At 70.0% G+C, this 16416-nt stretch carries 9 protein-coding genes; 3 read left to right on the top strand and 6 right to left on the bottom strand.

Annotated features, from left to right (window positions below):
- The first annotated feature begins 360 nt into the window (after positions 1-360).
- On the top strand, positions 361-1017 hold the full coding sequence (locus EAO76_RS13980) for a hypothetical protein (protein WP_148836267.1): 657 nt from the start codon (positions 361-363) through the stop codon (positions 1015-1017).
- A gap of 346 nt (positions 1018-1363) precedes the next feature.
- On the opposite strand, the gene EAO76_RS46170 is transcribed toward EAO76_RS13980, so the two are convergent.
- Positions 1364-3856 carry a hypothetical protein gene (locus EAO76_RS46170; protein ID WP_262375454.1) on the bottom strand — a complete coding sequence of 831 codons (2493 nt, stop codon included), beginning with the start codon at positions 3854-3856 and terminating at the stop codon, positions 1364-1366.
- Between the two features lie 116 nt (positions 3857-3972).
- Here EAO76_RS46170 and EAO76_RS13970 point away from each other — a divergent pair, with 116 nt between their 5' ends.
- Positions 3973-4548 (top strand): O-methyltransferase, encoded by a 576-nt coding sequence (locus EAO76_RS13970; RefSeq protein WP_148836266.1) that lies wholly within the window; start codon positions 3973-3975, stop codon positions 4546-4548.
- A 70-nt stretch (positions 4549-4618) separates the two neighbouring features.
- On the opposite strand, the gene EAO76_RS13965 is transcribed toward EAO76_RS13970, so the two are convergent.
- From EAO76_RS13965 to EAO76_RS13950, 4 genes are all read right to left on the bottom strand, one after another.
- A complete protein-coding gene (locus EAO76_RS13965) occupies positions 4619-5674 on the bottom strand; it encodes a helix-turn-helix domain-containing protein (RefSeq protein ID WP_148836265.1) in 1056 nt (351 codons plus the stop codon).
- A gap of 202 nt (positions 5675-5876) precedes the next feature.
- Positions 5877-6512 (bottom strand): hypothetical protein, encoded by a 636-nt coding sequence (locus tag EAO76_RS13960; RefSeq protein ID WP_148836264.1) that lies wholly within the window; start codon positions 6510-6512, stop codon positions 5877-5879.
- The gene (locus EAO76_RS13955; protein WP_148836263.1) at positions 6512-10183 is read right to left on the bottom strand and encodes a S8 family serine peptidase; all 3672 of its coding nucleotides are present in this window, start codon (positions 10181-10183) and stop codon (positions 6512-6514) included. The genes EAO76_RS13960 and EAO76_RS13955 overlap by 1 nt, the downstream gene beginning before the upstream one ends.
- A 467-nt stretch (positions 10184-10650) precedes the next feature.
- Positions 10651-14523 (bottom strand): S8 family serine peptidase, encoded by a 3873-nt coding sequence (locus EAO76_RS13950; RefSeq protein ID WP_148836262.1) that lies wholly within the window; start codon positions 14521-14523, stop codon positions 10651-10653.
- Positions 14524-14962: 439 nt separating this feature from the next.
- Between EAO76_RS13950 and EAO76_RS13945 the strand changes: the two genes are divergently transcribed.
- A complete protein-coding gene (locus EAO76_RS13945; protein ID WP_262375453.1) occupies positions 14963-15985 on the top strand; it encodes an alpha/beta hydrolase in 1023 nt (340 codons plus the stop codon).
- 62 nt (positions 15986-16047) lie between these two features.
- Here the strand turns inward: EAO76_RS13945 and EAO76_RS13940 are convergent.
- Positions 16048-16416: DUF6083 domain-containing protein (locus tag EAO76_RS13940; RefSeq protein ID WP_222872159.1), on the bottom strand; the 369-nt coding region annotated here is incomplete at its 5' end.

The following is a 16416-nucleotide window of genomic DNA, read 5'->3' as shown; positions in this document are numbered from 1 at the left end:
GCAGGGCCTCGTGGCTGATGCCGTCGACCACCCCCTCGACGGCCAGGAAGTCGGCCGACCTGGCCAGGCTCCATGTCGGAAACGGCAGACCGTGCTCGGCGGGAACGGCAGACCGCGCCGTCCGGAACAGCATCCGAACGGCACATCACGTCACAACGGGGCGGACCTTGCCCGATCCGGCACCGGCGCCTCGGCAGGTCGCGCCCCGGGGTGCCTTACGCGCATGCCGACCGCGCGGAGATCAAGCACTCAAGCCCCGTAAAAACATGGCAAGTTGGCGTACCAGTAGCCCTAGAATCGGGTGCTGGTGATCATGTTCAAAGGCTCAGCCGGGGGTACTGAGTGCGTTCAAGAGCAGGAGTGACAGTCCTCGTGACGGCCTGCGCGATGCTGCTGGCCGGTTGCGGTGGCAGCGATGCGGAATCGTCGCGCCCGAACGGCGACTCGATTGAGGAGCACGAGGAAGTACAAGTCGGCCTCTCGGCGGCACAGATCCGCGAGGCCATGCCTGACGGCGACATGCTGCCCGACGGGGTGGGAGGTATCAGCCGCCCGGACACCTTTGAGGGCCAGGAGGCCGGTGAGAAGTGCAGGACCGAGACCGGCACCGCCTGCTCCGGAGTGGTGGCATCAGGTCTCCACGCCTACACCACCTACCCAGGTGAAGGCGACATCTTCTGGACCGCCTTCACCTTCGACACCGCTGAGAATGCGCAGGTGGCATGGAAGGGCATGGTTACCGGCAAACGAAAGGGCGATGAATCGGACGACCTCAAGGAGCTGAAGGTTTCCGTACACGCAGACGAAGTCAACGCCTACTGTTTCCCTCCCGCGTACGACTATTCGAGCGGGAAGGACATGAAGTTCCATGACGCCAAGGTGATGATGCGGATCGGAGGGACCGTGGTCCTGCTCGTCGGCTACGACATGCCTGACTTCAAGGTCATCCAGGAACTCGCCACAGGGGCCGCGGATCGCGTGACCAAGGTAGCCCAGGGGAAGAACCCTGACGCCTGACACTCCAGTCACACTTCGCGATCAATCCGTTCAACAGCCTCTGGAGGGCGTCGTTTCCTGGTGGATCACGCGGTCGTTCGAGTGCCTGTCGCGAGAGCCGCTGCCGGGTCGGGTGGCTGCTGATACTTTGATCGCTCGGGTGTTTGGGACGAGATTGAGCGTTTTCCAACCTCACGTTGAGGCGTGGTGAAGGACGACGGCGGTCTTCACCACGCCGGTGATCCGGTTCGTGCCGCAGCGGAGCTTTCGCAGCAAGCGCCGGCTCCTCAAGGAGGGTCCCCCTCCCCCGAGGGCAGAGGCGCCCGGCCCCGGACGTGTACCGCGACTGTTCCGTGACGGCGTCCGTCTACGCGGTCCTCTCCTCCGTCTCCTCCTCCCGCAGCTCCCCCTCCGTGCCCGTCGCCGCGGCGGCCAGTACCGCCCGGACCGCCGCGCACAACGCGTCGTCCTCCGTGACGGCGCGCCAGTGGTCGTGCGCGACGGGGCGTTCGTCGGCGTCGAGGAGGGTCCGCAGCGCGGGAGTCACCGGGGCGACGGACTCCGGGTCGGCTGCCGCGACCTCGGCAAGGAGCTCCAGCGGTTCGAGGACGGTGGGGTGCGCGCTGCCGGGCGGCGGGCAGATCCGTACCAGCCGGGCCAGGGCCGGGACGACCTGCCGCGGGTCCCGGGTGAGCTCCCACAGACCCCTGACGATCTCCATCGCGTCGAAGCGGTTGCCGTGCCCGAGCCGTTCCTCCGCGGTGGCGCGCAGCCGCCGGGCGACCTGCGCCGCGACGGGCGGACGGGTGGCGGCCACCTCGGCGAGCAGGCGAAGGGCCTTGACGCCTCCCGGGGTCCGGTAGCCCTCCTGCGCGCTGCGCCCGGTCAGTTCCAGGAGGTCCGGCAGGACTTCCTCCGCGTCGCCGGTGACCCGCCACAGGGCACGGGCCCGCCGTACGACGTCCTCGGGCACGTCGGACCGGTGCTCCGGTTTTTCCCGCAGCGCCTCCCGGAACAGGCCGCGCAGCAGACCGGCCGCCGGGGCGGCGAGCGGGCCCAGCTCGATGCCGGCACGGATCCGGGCGTTGTCGTGGACCCCGGTGCTCAGCTCCGGGTATCCGCTCTCCTCGGGGGAGCGCAGCAGGGCCAGTACGGGCCCGTCGTCGCCGGTGAGGAAACGGAAGCGGAAGGGGTCGACACGGTCCGAGCCGGCCCAGGACTCCGGCGGTCCGAGCAGTTCCCGCAGTCGCGCGTGATGACCGGCGGCGATCGCGCGGGGGCCCGTCCGGCTCAGGGCATGGGCGGCCGTCAACACCTCGTCCGTGTCGGGCGATTCGAGCAGTTCGAGCAGGCGCGGGACGACGGAAGCGCCGTCGTGATGCCATTGGCCGATGATCCCGTGGTACGCGCCGCGCTCGGTCGTCGAAGCCGCCCCGATACGGGCCAGCAGCGGACCCAGGAGGGTGTCCGTGTGCGCGGTGAAGGGGGCGAGGGCCTCGGAGAAGTTGGGTTCGTCCCCCTCCCAGCCCCGGCCGGACGGGATGGGGGGCCAACCGGCGGACCCGCTGGCGCGGACGGTGAGCAGCCGGGCCAGCGGCGCCACGCAGCGTTCGTCGCCCATCCGGCTCAGCGCCCGGACCGCGTACCTCCTCGCGGGCTCGTGGGGTTCTTCGTCCTCGGTGAGGTGTGCCGCGGCGCGGTCGGCCCAGGGGCGTGCGGCGGCCCCGCACATGGCGAGGACCCGCAGCGCGGAGGCACGGTTGTCCGGATGCGGGTCGTCGGTGAACTCCACTACGGCCGGGAGCAGTTCGGGTACGGCGGAACGCCACCGGGACATCAGGGAGGCCGCGACCCGCAGACCGGCCTCGCGCTGTCCGGCGCCGTCGTGGCGCAGCAGACCGAGGGCGAGGGCGAGCCTGCCCGGCAGGTCGTCGCCGAGCTGCCGGTCGGCGTCGACGACGACGCCGACCGGCCAGGAGCGGTACTTCCCGGAGGACCCGGCGGCCATGGGCGGGGAGGCGAGCAGTGTGTCGGCCGTGGTGCGGGCATAGGCGGGGTCGACGTGTTCGGGCAGGGCGCGGCGCAGGGCCGCGACCGCCTGCAGCCGGACGTCGTGCCGGGGCTTCTCGAACCACTCCAGCCAGGCGTCGACATCCTCCTCGGTGTCGGGCTCCTCCCCCTCCTCCTCGACGGTCATCCGTTGCCGCAGCCAGGCGAGTGCCTCTTCCCGCCGTTCCACGGCGTGGCGGGCGAGTTCCCCGACGGCCAGGACGAGCGTCTCGGCCGCCTGCGGGCTCTGCTCGCTCCCGAAGCGGGACCGGAAGCGGACGGTGAGCTCGTCCGCCCGGTGGGTGGCCTGCGCGAGTGCGGTGACCGCCGCGGCCCGGACGTCGTGATCGTCGTCGTCGAGCAACGTCAGCAACGGGTCCACCGCCCGCTCCCAGGCAGTCGGCCACGCGGGGTCGACGGTGGGCCGCCACCTGCCCTCCAGGACCGGGTCGACCCTCGCGGTGGGAGCGGTGTTGCCCGCGCGGGCGACACCGGTGATCGTCTCCATGATCTCCACGCGCACCCGCACGGCCGGGTCCCGGGCGGCCTCGACGAGGAACGGCAGCACCTCGGCCGCCGCCGCCAGCACCGAACTGCCGTCGCCGCAGGACGCGTAATGCAGATCCACCAGGGCGTCCTCGGCCGTGGGGCGGTCCGGTGCCCAGAGCTGTTCCAGCACCTCCGGCCCGTACCGCTGGGCGTGGTAGGGACTGGTCACCCTCGACCAGTCGACCTCCGCGGCGAACCGCGCCATCCGTTCCGCGCCCGCGCTCTCCGCGCTCATGCCGCCGCCCGGGTTCCCCGCGCTCATGCCGTCGCCCGCCGCCTTCCGTCCCCTGCCCGGCGAAACCCCGTACGGGCGTCGCCGTCCACCGATAGCCTCATGATCATGTCATTGTGTGATCGCGCGATCACGGCAAGGAGAACATGGTCATGGCAGAACGTGTGATTCCGCCCCGGGTGGCGGCCGCGGAGCGGGTCGCCTCCGAGATGGGGTTCAAGAAGAGCTGCATCCCCGAAGTGGGCAGGCTGCTCGGGCTGGCCGCCGCCTCGAAGCCCCGTGGGGTCGTGGCGGAGAGCGGTACCGGCTCGGGGGTGGGCACCGCCTGGCTGCACAGCGGTCTCGGCCCCGGCGCGCGCCTGGTCACCGTGGAGCGCGACGAGGAGCTGGCCCGCCGGGCGGCCGGGATCTTCGCGGACGACGAGCGTGTCAGTGTTCTCACCGGGGACTGGCGGCTGCTCGACCAGCACGCCCCGTTCGACGTCTTCTTCTGCGACGGCGGGGGCAAGCGCGACGACGCCCGGAAGGTCGTCGAGCATCTCGCTCCCGGTGGCCTGCTCGTCCTGGACGACTTCACCCCCTCGCCCCACTGGCCGCCCCGCTTCGAGGGCGAGGTGGACGAGCTCCGGCTGTTCTACCTGACGCATCCGGACCTGGAGGCCACCGAGGTGCTCACGACACCGACCAGTTCGGCGGTCATCGCCACACGCCGCTCCCGGTGAGCGCCTGATTCCTCGCAGCGCGGGCCCGGGCCGGTGAACAGGGCCGTCCGGCACGGCCACGGAACAGTCCTCACCCGATGGATCTCCGGGCGGTCGTGGCCGACGCCGACGGCACGGCCCGGAGGCGGGATGTTCCTCCGCCGCCGTTCCGCTCGGTTTCGAGCCAGCCCGCCCGCGCCGCGTGGAAGCCCAACTGCATGCGATTGTGCACTCCCGCGATGTCCATCAGATGCCGTATCCGGCGCTGCACCGTCCGCAGGGAGGTGAGCAGTTGGGTGGCGATCGCCCGGTCGGTGAGACCGGTCAGCGACAGGCTGAGGACCTGCGCGTCCAGATCGTCGATGGCGGGCGCGTTCTGCAGGTCGCCGGCGGAGGTCGCGAACCGCATCGCCTTCTCCCATTCGGACTCGAACAGGGCGATCAGCGCGTCGAGCAGGCTGCTCCGGTGCACGAGCAGGGCTCCCGCCTTTGCGGCATCGGCCGAACCGAGGAGTGGGACGATGGCCAACTCACGGTCCACGATGAAGAGTTTCAGCGGCACGGTGTCGGCGACCCGGACCTCTTCTCCTGATGCCTGCGCCTGGGTGATCTCGCCGAACGACGGGCCTTCCCCGTCGAACAATGTGCGTTCGACTATCACGCGGTAACGGATGCCGCGTTCGATGGCCGTGTCGTCGGTCATGTTGCCGAGCGAGAAGAGCGGCGCCTTGGCGAGGTTCATGATCTCCTTCCGCGCGCCGAGTTGTATGTGCCCGACGCGCTCGCGGATGGCCTCGGCGCCGTGGATCACGTCGATGACTTCCGCGACGCCGCGCCCGAGAGTGGCCGCGCGGTAGGTTTCGTCGAGGGAGTCGAGTTCGAGTTCCGCCAGTTTGAGTTCGTTCTGTCGCTGGACCAGGAGAGCCCGCATCGCCGCCGCCGGCGGGGAGGCGACGAACCGGGCGGTGTCGCCGAGGCTGCGCGCGGCAAGCCCCTGGCCTTCGAGTCTGCCGAGGATGTGCACCACCTGGCGGGCGTCCCGGCCGACGAGTCCGGCGAGCTCCGCGGGGGTGGCGGAGGCCACCGAAACCAGGGTGCGGTAGGCGTCCGCCTCTTCGGGGGTGAGTCCCAGCACGTCTGACAGCATGATGTCTCTCCGTCTGCCCTCGGGCACTTCGGCCTGGCGTTCGCGTGGTGAAAGGAGCCCGCCGCCCCCGTCCACGTCCGACGAGGGCGTCACGGGGAAAACGTGGGAGACGGCCGGGGCGAATTTCGCCTCTCGCCCCGGCCGTGCCCCCTCCGGGCCGGTTCACCGCTTCATCGGTTCACCTCGGCGCGGTCGATACGCCTCAGCGCAGTCGGTACGCCCTGGGAATGGTCTGCTCGACCTTGTTCCCCGCACTGTCGGTCGCGGTGATCCGCAGTGCGACTCCGTCGGGAGCCCTGTCACGCTTCGGGTGCTTGACGCGCGCGTTGAAGGTGTTCTTCCCGTCGGCCCCGGTGCTCACCGGCTTCCAGGTCCTGCCGCCGTCGAAGCTGGCCTCCGCCCGCAACTCGGTCAGGGTCGGTGGCGTGCTGAGCCGCTCCTGGTAGTAGCCGGTGACGGTGATGGAGTGCAGTTCGTCGGCCTCTGCGGTGTTGTCCAGCCCGAGGCCCAGGTCGTACCGCAGGAAGATCAGCGGCTCCGGCCGGCACTCACCGGGATCCTTGACGACGACGTCCGCGACGCACGGCTGGGACTTCGGTGTGTCGGACTTGTCCGGCCGGTCGGACGTGTACTCCCACGCGGTCCTGACCCCGTTGGTCTCCGCCCGGAACGTGTAGCGGGCCGATTCCGCAGGCAGGTCGTACGAGATGACGTCGGCCTTGCACCCCGCCAGCGCGAGCACTGCCACGGCTGCCGAGGCCGCCAGGTTCACCTTCCGGCGCCATTTCGATGGCTCGGCCGTGTTCATCGGAGCGGTCTCCTTTCCCATTTCGGTCATCACCGCCCGTTCCTCGACGCCGGGTCCGGCACGTTGCCGGGCTCGCCGAGCTCGAAGACGAACTCGACCGGGTTGAGCTTCTGCTCGATCTCGTGGCCGGCGTCGTCGAAGAGGCTCACCTTGCAGGCGGGGGGCTCACATGCCTGGATCCCGTAGATCAGATGGGCGACGCCCGTGTCGTTGAGCATGCCCATCATGGTCTGGCGACCGCCCCCGCCACTGGTCTGGTACAGGGTGGGCCAGAAGCGGTCGCCCTCCCGGCAGCCGGCGCACGGCAGGCCGGTCTCGGCGGTGAAGCCCGACTCGGTGCGGGCACGGGGCGCCGCGCCGGGAAGGGACGGACCCTCGTTCCAGTCGATGGTGTTCTTCCTGCCGAGTGCCACGTCCCGGGTTTCGCCCGGACCCGACGGGCTTGCCACGGACGGCGCGAGATAGTCCCTGACGGACATCTCGAAGCGGTCGATCGCATCGCTGTTCCGCGGTCCTACCCATGTGGTGAACTGCCGCTGGCTGTCCGGCTTGGGCAGCATGCTCTCCTCCGTCACCGGGCCGGACTTCGTCATCCGGTTCCAGCTGAAGTGGGGAATCGCGCCGGGCCTGTCGGCGTGGAGGCGGTGATCGACACGGTCGAGATCCCGGGACCGGACCCGGTACGGCAGGTTGCCGGGAACCCGGCCGGGGGAGTCGAAGGCCAGGGCGTACGCCTCGGACACCTCACGGCTGCCGCCGAGTTCGATCCGTACACCGGACTTGCCCCCGTCCTCGATCCGCCGGATCAGCGCGGCGGCCCGGGCCGGGGGTACGGTCACGATCGGCAGCGCCGCGTACGGGTCGACCGGCGGGCAGCTGTCGGGACCGTTCTCGCACTTGTACTGACGGAACGACTCGTACTTCAGCAGGGCGACCCGATCGGTTTCGCCGGTCACCAGCACCCCGACCGCGCCTTCGGCGGCAGCCTCCGCCACTCGCTTGCGCAGTGCGGTGAAGTCGCAGGTCGTTCCGCAGATGTCGGTCGGCTTCAGCAGCACCAGCGCGCCCTTGGCATCGACCTCGGCGAGTTCCCCGGCCGAGCCGGTGCCCGCGTAGACGACGGACTTCTTCCCGGTGACGGGCAGTCGGGGGATCGTCGACCGCACGAGAGTGGATACGGGCTTCCCGTCCTTCGTCCACTTCTGGTTGCCGCCGTTGATGGTGGTGTCCGGTGTCGCGTAGCGGGCGCCCAGGTCGAAGGGGTCGCCGTTCCCCGTGACCTTCATCGTCACCGACGGCGGTACCAGGACGTGCCGGCTGTAGAAGTCGAGCGTGCCCAGGCCGACTTCACCGGCGGTCGGCAGTGCCCACCAGTTCGGCTCGGCGGGGCCGTATTCGGCGGTCAACGACGCCGTGATGCCCCAGTCCCCGTCCACGGAGGTCCGCTCGGTCTTGAAGAGTGCCGTGTAGGTCTCGGTCCGCTCCGGGGTGTTCACACGGATGGGCTTGGCCTTCCGAAGGTCCAGTTCCACCGTGGTCGCCCCGGTGACCTCCACCTCCGGCACCATCGGTGCGGCCTTCTGCAGCTCACCGGTCGCGTCCCGCCACGTCACCCCGATGGCCGCCGTGACGGTGCCAGCGAAGACCCGTGCCCTGATCGTCTCGCCGCCCGGTGCCGTCAGCGGCTTCTCGTACAGGTTCAGCTCGTCCTCGTCGACCGGGACGATCAGCGCGCTGCCGTACGAGACATCGGTGGCACCGGTCGGAGGTATGACCTTGATGGTCAGGTCGTGGCGGATCGGCTCCACGAAGGTCGAGATCCGCGACGTTCCGAGCACTTCCCCCGCGCCGTCCTCGGCGGTCAGGACGCCGGTGTACGCGCCGTACTGCCCGGAGCTGTCCACCACCCTGCCGTCCATGGTCACCGTCACATCGGCCGAGCCCTTGGCGGGCACGGTGACCTGGTCGGCGCTGAGGGTGAAGAGCCCCGCCGGTGCGGGCTTGCCCGAGGAGGTGGCCGACGCGGAGAGCGAGAGGGTGATCGGCTCGTCGGTCCAGTTGCTGTAGGTGACCGTCCTGGACACCGGCGAGTGCGGGTACTCGGCTCGGCCGAAGGCCAGGTTTCCGTCCGGAATGATCTTCGGGTCGATCGCGCGGGCCACGTCCACCCGGCCGGCGCCCTGCGCGAACACGTCGTGTCCGAGATCCTTGGCGGTCGCCATCAGCAGCGCCTTGATCTGACGTCCGGTGAAGTCCGGGTGCTGCTGGGCGATGATCGCCGCGGCACCGGCCATGTGGGGCGTGGCCATGGAAGTGCCGCTGGCGGACGTGTAGTGGTCGTCCACGGGCTTGCCCATCCCGGTGCCCTTGGCACGGGCCGCGACGATGGCGACGCCCGGCGCCGCGAGGTCCGGCTTGGCCGCGCCGTCCCCGACGCGAGGTCCGCGGCTGGAGAAGGAGGCCATCCGGTCGCTCTTGTCCACGGCCGCGACGGTCAGTGCCTCGTCGGCGGCGCCCGGCGACCCGACCGTCTCGGCGTCCGGGCCGGCGTTGCCCGCGGCGATGACGAACAGGGTTCCGTAGGTGCGGCTGAGCGCGTTGACCGAACTGCTCAGCGGGTCCGTTCCGTCGCTGGGCGCGCCGCCGAGGCTCATGTTCACCACGTCGGCACCGGACTTGGCGGCCCACTCCATGCCGGCGATGACCGCGGAGCCGGCGCACGAGCCGTCCGGACCGCAGACTCTGCCGACGGCGAGCTTCGCACCGGGCGCCACACCGCGGCGCAGCCCGTCGGATGCCTTGCCCGTACCGGCGATCGTGGATGCCACATGGGTACCGTGTCCGTGTTCGTCCACCGGACCGTTCGGGCTGTCGGTGAAGTCGACCGCCTCGGCGATCCGGCCGACGAGATCGGGGTGGGTGGCATCGACGCCGCTGTCCAGCACCGCGACCTTCACGTCCGAACCGTCGTAGCCGCGTTCCCAGGCGGCGGGCGCGCCGATCTGCGGTACGGACTGGTCGAGCTGCAGCTTCGTCAACTCGTCCAGCCACACCTTCCCCACCCCGGCCAGCGGGCCGGTCGCCGGGGAGGCGGACTTGCCGGTGTTCTTCTTCCGTACCTCACGCCACCACTGGCCGTTGCCCTTGACGGTCATCGAGCGGGCGTTGATGCTCGGCAGGACGGCCCCGGCGGTCGTACCGGTGGGGGGCTTCGCCGTCCGGGCGCCGGTCCTGCCGGCGTACGCGGCGATCACCGGGACCTCGCCGGTCCTGCCCTCGGCCGTCCAGTCGGCCAGCTTGGCGAGGTTGAAGAGCTCCCAGTCCAGCACGTCGGCACGGAGCAGCGCCAACGCGTCCTCCGGTACGACGTAGACCTGGTCGTTCCTGGTGACGGTGCGAAAGAGAACCGATTCGTTCCCGGGCCGCGTCGCGGGCACGATCTCACGGACGACCGGCTTCCGGTCCTTGGTGATGCCGATCTGTACCTTGTCGCCGGTCACCAGAGTCAGCGTCAGGTTCGCCCGGTTCCCGGCAGCGGCCTTGAGGAGGCTGTCACCGACCGATGCGGGCAGGTCGGGGGAAGTGGTGGCGGACGGAGCCGAAGTCGGATCGGAGGCGTTCGCCGCGGTGCTCGCCATGACCGTTCCGAGGATGGTGACGCCGGCGACCGCGGTGGCCAGTCGTCGCCCGAGACGCCTCATCGCAGGACCTTCCGAGATGCCGTTGTTCCGGGTTCGCCGTGAAAGTGGTGCGGGGGATGCATGAGCGTCTCCTACTCATCGCGAGAGAGAATTACTTGCTGCATTCGGCAGATACTTTCGGGCTCTGCACGGACCGAGGCAACCGATTGGCCGTGGCGGCTTTCTTCCATGACGTAAACCCGACACGGCAATGGATCGAGAACCCGGCGGAGGAACGCCAAGGCGTTCGTCGGAGGGAAGATCTCCGGCCCCGCGTCAGCCGATCCGGAACCGACCCGATGATGTGGTGCGCCAAGCGGTCCGAGACATGCGTCAGGAATCCCGGAAATGCCCACCCCTTTCAAGAACGCGACCGATCCCGGAAATGCACGGAAACAGCAGGCATTTGATTTCCGGCACAAGGAAGTACCCCTGGCGCAAGGGCGCATCTTGCGCCAGGGGTACGGTCGGGAAAGGGCTGCTGCGGGTCAGCGAACGGCGTACGCCTTGATCAGGGTCTGCTCGATCCTGCTGCCGTCGGTGTCCTGTGCCTTGATGCGCAGGGACACATGGCCCGAATCCGGGTTGCGCACGGACACCTTGTAGCCGCCGTCGCTCCTGTTCCCGACCTTCGCGGGCTGCCAGGTGGCACCGTCGTCGGCGGACGTTTCCACCTCGACCTCGTCGATGTCCGGGGCGGCGCCGTTCTGGAGGACGAACGACAGGTCGAACTGGTAGTTCCTGCCGCCCCGGGTGGTGTTCTCCGCGTCCAGGTCCAGGCCGTACCTCGGCCAGAGCAGTGCCAGATCCTCCTTGCCGTTCGCGGGCCGGGCGGACTTGAACGTCCACGCGGTGCCGACCTCGGTGGACAGCGGGAACCACTCCGGGTGCGTGGTGTCCATGGTGATCCGGTAGGTCGCCGGGTCGGGGTCGACCGGCAGCGTCGTGAGTGTGAACCAGCCCTGTTCCTTGAGGAGTTCGCCGTCCTGGTACAGCCGTACCGTCGACGTGGTGCCGTTGTCGCCCTGGAAGTAGGCGTAGTGTCCGGGCTGGCTGTCGCTCATCTCCTGCATATTGAGGGTGACCTTGTCACCGTCGCGGAACGCAAGGGTGCTCTCCGGTCCGGGCGGTCCGTTCACCGCGCCCAGCCAGGTCTCCTCGCGCCGCTCGCCCGGGCCGTAGTTGCGGATGAGGTCTCTCATGCCGGTGACGATGTCCTTGCGGTCCGGGTAGACCGTGTGCCACCACCCCATGTCCTTCATCGCCGGCCACTTGCTGCCGGTGGAGTACCACTCCTCCCGGTCCGTCGGCGCGTCGAAGAAGTCCACGAGTTGGGTGATGAAGGATTCTCCCGGACGGATCGCCGAGGTGGTGTCGCCGATCAGAGTGCCTCTGGTGCTGCGGTAGTGGGCCTTCACCATGGCCGAGTTCCCCGCGGTGACCGTGTCGGTGGGGTCGGCCGGAATTCCACCGGGAACCATCAGCGCGATGTTGTACACGTAGGGGTTCTTCTTGATGCCCTGGAGGTTGATCCGCGTGGGACCGTCGGCCATCCGGCCGAAGAGCACCGCGCCCTCGTCCTGGGTGAGGCTCCAGGCCGGTATGGCGGTGCCGGTGGCGCGCGGCACGATGGTGGCGTAGACGCCGGGCCGGTCGTTGACGACGACCGCTGCCTTCGCTCCGGCGCCGGCCGCCGCGGCGATCTGGTCGACGACCTTCAGGGTGGCGTCGCGGGTGACGACCGCGATCCTGCCGTCGAGGTCCTTGCCGGCCAGGTCCTCCGGCCGTCCCGTGCCGGCGTCGACCGCCTGGAGCTTGCTGGAGCCGTACAACCGGGCCGCGTAGGTCACCGGCGTGAGCGGAAGCGGGCCTCCCCGCCCGGCGTAGGACGCCCGGATCACCGGCGAGTACCTGCGGTCCTGGAAGTTGAACTCGAAGGTGCCGTCCGTCACCGGCTCGGTGGGCACCGCGTAGGCGTGCTTCGCGAACAGGCTCGACGTACCCTTCATGTAGTCGACCCCGCGCTTGCCGGGCAGCTGCTGGCGGTATCCGAGCTTGTACTGGCTCGACTGCGACTCCTTGGGCGTCGAGACCTTGACCTCCTTGCCCAGCCGGGCGTCCATCGTGATCGTCCGGTCCGCCTTCAGATCCACCATGGGCTCACCGGCAAGCGTGTTGCTCACCGCTATGCCCGTGGCCTTGTCCTTCGTGTACACCAAGCCCATGACCGAGTAACGCCCCTGCGGCACCGCGACGGTCTTGGTTCCGCCCTGGGGGAAGACCTGTTGGGCGACCCCGTTGTCCAGGTCGAACACCACGAGTTCGCCGTTCGCCGGGTCTCCGTTCCGGTCGATCGTGTTGAGGGTGAGGTCGACGGTGGGCACGTCCTTCGTGGCGCCGACGGTGGTGCGGATCGCGGTGCCGTCGACCGCGGTGGCGGTGATGACACCGGTGTAGTCGCCCACGGCGCCGAGCTCGGGGTGGTAGGTCACCGTCACGCTCGCGGTGGAGTTCGCCGGGATCGTCACGCTGTTGGCGCTGAGCGTGAACATGCCGTCCGGCGGGGGCGCCGTCTCTCCGGCGCCGAACAGGCGGAGCGACAGCGTGGTGTCCGTCGCGGAGGTGTTGATGTAGTCGACCGTCCTGGTCACCGGCGCGCTCTCGGCCGACTTCTTGCCCATACTGACGACGGCGGGGCTGGAGTAGACGGTGGCGTCGATCGCCCTGGGCACGTCGACGCGGCCGTTACCACCCTGGTAGGCGCTGTACGAGCCCTGCTCGGCGGTGCTGACCAGCACCTGCTTGAGCCGGTCGGCGGACCAGTCGGGGTGGCGCTGGGCGAGGATCGCCGCTGCGCCGGACACGTGCGGGGTGGCCATCGAGGTGCCGTTGGCCGAGGTGTAGTCGGCATCGACGGGGGTGCCCATCGAGGTGCCGGCGGCGCGCGCGGCGACGATGCCCACGCCCGGTGCGGTGATCTCAGGCTTGACCGCGAAGGTCTCCTTGACCGGGCCGCGGCTGGAGAAGTTCGCGAGCTGGTCCTGCTTGGACACCGCGCCGACGGTCAGCGCGTCCTCGGCGGCACCGGGCGAGCTCACGGTCCCCTTGCCCGGGCCCTCGTTGCCGGCCGCGATGACGAACAACGATCCGGAGGACTCGGTGAGCTGGTCGACGGCCTGGCTGATCGGGTCGGTGCCGTCGCTGGGAACCGAACCGCCCAGGCTCATGCTGATGACGTCCGCACCCTGGGCGGCTGCCCACTCCATGCCGCCGATGACCCCCGACTCGGAGCCCGAACCGGCCGTGTCGAGGACCTTGCCGATGTAGAGGTCGGCGCCCGGCGCCACACCCTTGAGCCTGCCGCCCGACGCGGCACCCGAGCCTGCGATGGTCGAGGCGACATGCGTGCCGTGGCCGTGGTGATCGACCGTATCGGGGTCGTCGGTGAAGTTCTGCGCCTTCTTCACCCGCCCCGCCACATCGGGGTGGTCGGGGTCGATACCGGTGTCGAGGACGGCCACCTTGGTGCCGGTGCCGTCGTAGCCGGCCGCCCACGCCTCCGGTGCGCCGATCTGCGGCACGCTCCGGTCCAGAGCGACGCGCACCGGCTTGTCGAGCCAGAGCTTCTTGATGCCGCCGGCGAGCTTCGGTGCCTTCGTCGCGGCGGTGCTGTCGTCGTCGACCGCCTCCCAGAACGTCGCCGCCTTCTTCTTGCCGGCGTGCAGCGCCACCGCGTTGGCACTGGGCAGCTCGTCCTTCTTCACCGAGCCGGCCGGCGCGTCCCGTTCGAGTGCCTTGCCGGCCTTGCCCGGCGCGCCCCCGTAGGTCGCGATCAGCGGTACGACGGGACGGTGTGCGTCGTCGTAGCCGTACTCGACCAGCTTGGTGACGTTGAACAGCTCGCGGTCGAGTTCGTTCGCGGCGAGGTAGGGCTGTGCCTTGTCGGGAATGACGTAGACCTCGTCGCCCACCTTCATCGAGGTGAACGCCGCCGGCACGCCGTCGGTCGCGGGCTCGACCGTGGCCGCCTGGAAGCCGTTGGCACGACGTTCCAGCGTCACCACTTCGCCGGTGACGAGGGTGAGCTCGTGCGTGGCGACGACGGGGCTGTCCTGCTGCGGCCGGGCGGCCCGGGATGCCGACGTCTCGGCGGCGGTGGCAACCGGGAGGATGGAAAGCGTTCCGGCCGCACAGGCCGCGGTGAGCAGTCCCAGGACCGTCCGCACCGGACGGCGTGTCAGCGGGTGGGCCACGGAGGCGGCCGGGGAGGTCGGGGTCCTGGTCGGTTCGGTCGGTCGGGGCCGTCTCATCAGGGTGATGACCTTCTTCGAGGAGGAGCGGGAGCGCGTGAAACCAGGCATTCGCCGACCCGTGCCACCGGGAACGGGTGGAGGCGACCCACCGGAAAGCCTCACCACAAGACCTTCCGGGGTGTCGTTGTTCCGGGTCCGCCGCAAAAGTGGTTCGGGGGATGCATGAGCGTCTCCTACTCGTCGCGAGAAAGAAGTACTTGCTGCATTCAGCAGCCACTTTCGGGCCCTGCGCGGGCCGGGACAACCGATCGGCAGTGGCGGTTTCCACCCATGCCGCAAACCCGTCACAGGAATCGACCGGATGACTGTCCGGTGCTTCCGGGACGAGGATTCCTGAATGGCCTGAAGACACAAGGTTTGTGATGTCACATCAGAAATGCGACAAGGTCCCGCCCGCGACAGGCGCGGCAGGTGGTTGACTACGCGTCATGGATCTCGCACGAGCGCTCCCCGCCCGGGGGAACCCTTCCCGGCAGGGTGGTCCGTCATGAGCGTCGACGACATGCGGTCGGAGGCCGGCCCCGTCCCGGCGACTCGGAACGTTCCTCCCCCTCTCGACCCCGAACTGGGCGCGGCGCTGGCGGGTTCGGGGGGCGGGGCGAGGGAGCCGTTCACCCCGGAGAACCTCGCGGCCCGGCAGGAGCGGGACGCCTCGGCCCGGCCCCGGCCGACGGTCCGGGAGCTCCGGGCCGACGGCCGCTTCGAGGTGGACGAGTTGCGGGTGCCGGGAGCGCCGGGCGGCCCGGACGTGACGCTCGTGAGCGCACGGCCCGCCGGGATCACCGGGTCGCTGCCCCTGCTGTACTACATGCACGGCGGCGGGATGATCATGGGCAACGCGTGGTCCGTGCTTCCCCGGCTGCTGCGCGAATGGGCTCTCCCGCTGGGGCTGGCCGTCGTCTCCGTCGAGTACCGGCTGGCACCGCGGGTGCGATACCCCGACCCGCTGGAGGACTGCTACGCCGGTTTCGTCCGGGCGGTCGCGCACGCGGACGGACTCGGTATCGACGCGGACCGCGTCGTCGTCGGGGGGAAGAGCGCCGGTGGCGGACTCGCCGCGGCGCTCGCCCTGCTCACCCGCGACCGGGCCGGGCCCGCGCCGGTCGGGCAGCTGCTCCTGTGCCCGATGCTCGACGACCGCGGGAACACCTTCTCCAGCCATCAGATGGCCGGCGTCGACACCTGGGACCGGACCTCCAACGCGACCGCGTGGCAGGCGCTGTTGGGCGACCGGTACGGCGCCGCGGACCTGCCGCCCTACGCGGCTCCCGCCCGTGCGACGGACCTGTCCGGACTTCCCCCGGCCTACATCGAGGTCGGTTCGGCCGAGACCTTCAGGGACGAGGGCGTGGCCTACGCCAATGCGATCTGGCAGGCCGGGGGCCGGGCCGAACTGCACGTATGGCCCGGGGCCTTCCACGGCTTCGACACCCTCGCACCGCGGGCGGCCCTCAGCCGGGACGCCCTCGACGCCCGTACCCGCTGGCTCCGGCGCGTCCTGCGCCTCTGAGACCCCACGAGGAGGGGCACGGCCACGACTGCGACCACGGACAACGGCACGGCCCGTGGGTGTCAGCCCGTGTCCGGAAGACCCCAGTCGTCAGGAAGGTCCCAGTCGTCGCGGTGGTCCCAGCCGTTGCGCGGCCCCCGGTCGTCGGGGAGATCGAACAGGCGCTGCGTCCTGCGGTCGTTCTCCTGCCGGAGCACGGCGGTCCAGGGCCAGGGGTCCTCGGGCCGGAGGCGGGGGCAGACCGTGTGGTGCGCGATGCGGCACCGGGTACCGGGAAGGGGTTCCGCGTCCCACAGGTTCATGGCGGCCCCGTCCATGGTGATGATCCAGCGCCGTCGTGGGGGCACGGTGTGGGCGGGGACGAGGYCGCGGGGTTCGAGGAGGATCCAATGCCCCGCGTAGAGGGTGGGATAGCGGTCCTGGCGGAGGTC

Origin of the sequence: Streptomyces sp. sk2.1 (assembly GCF_008120935.1) — a bacterium.
In the GTDB taxonomy this organism is placed as follows: domain Bacteria; phylum Actinomycetota; class Actinomycetes; order Streptomycetales; family Streptomycetaceae; genus Streptomyces.
Note: the sequence above shows the minus strand (reverse complement) of the source record. Positions and strands in the feature narration are given on the sequence as shown.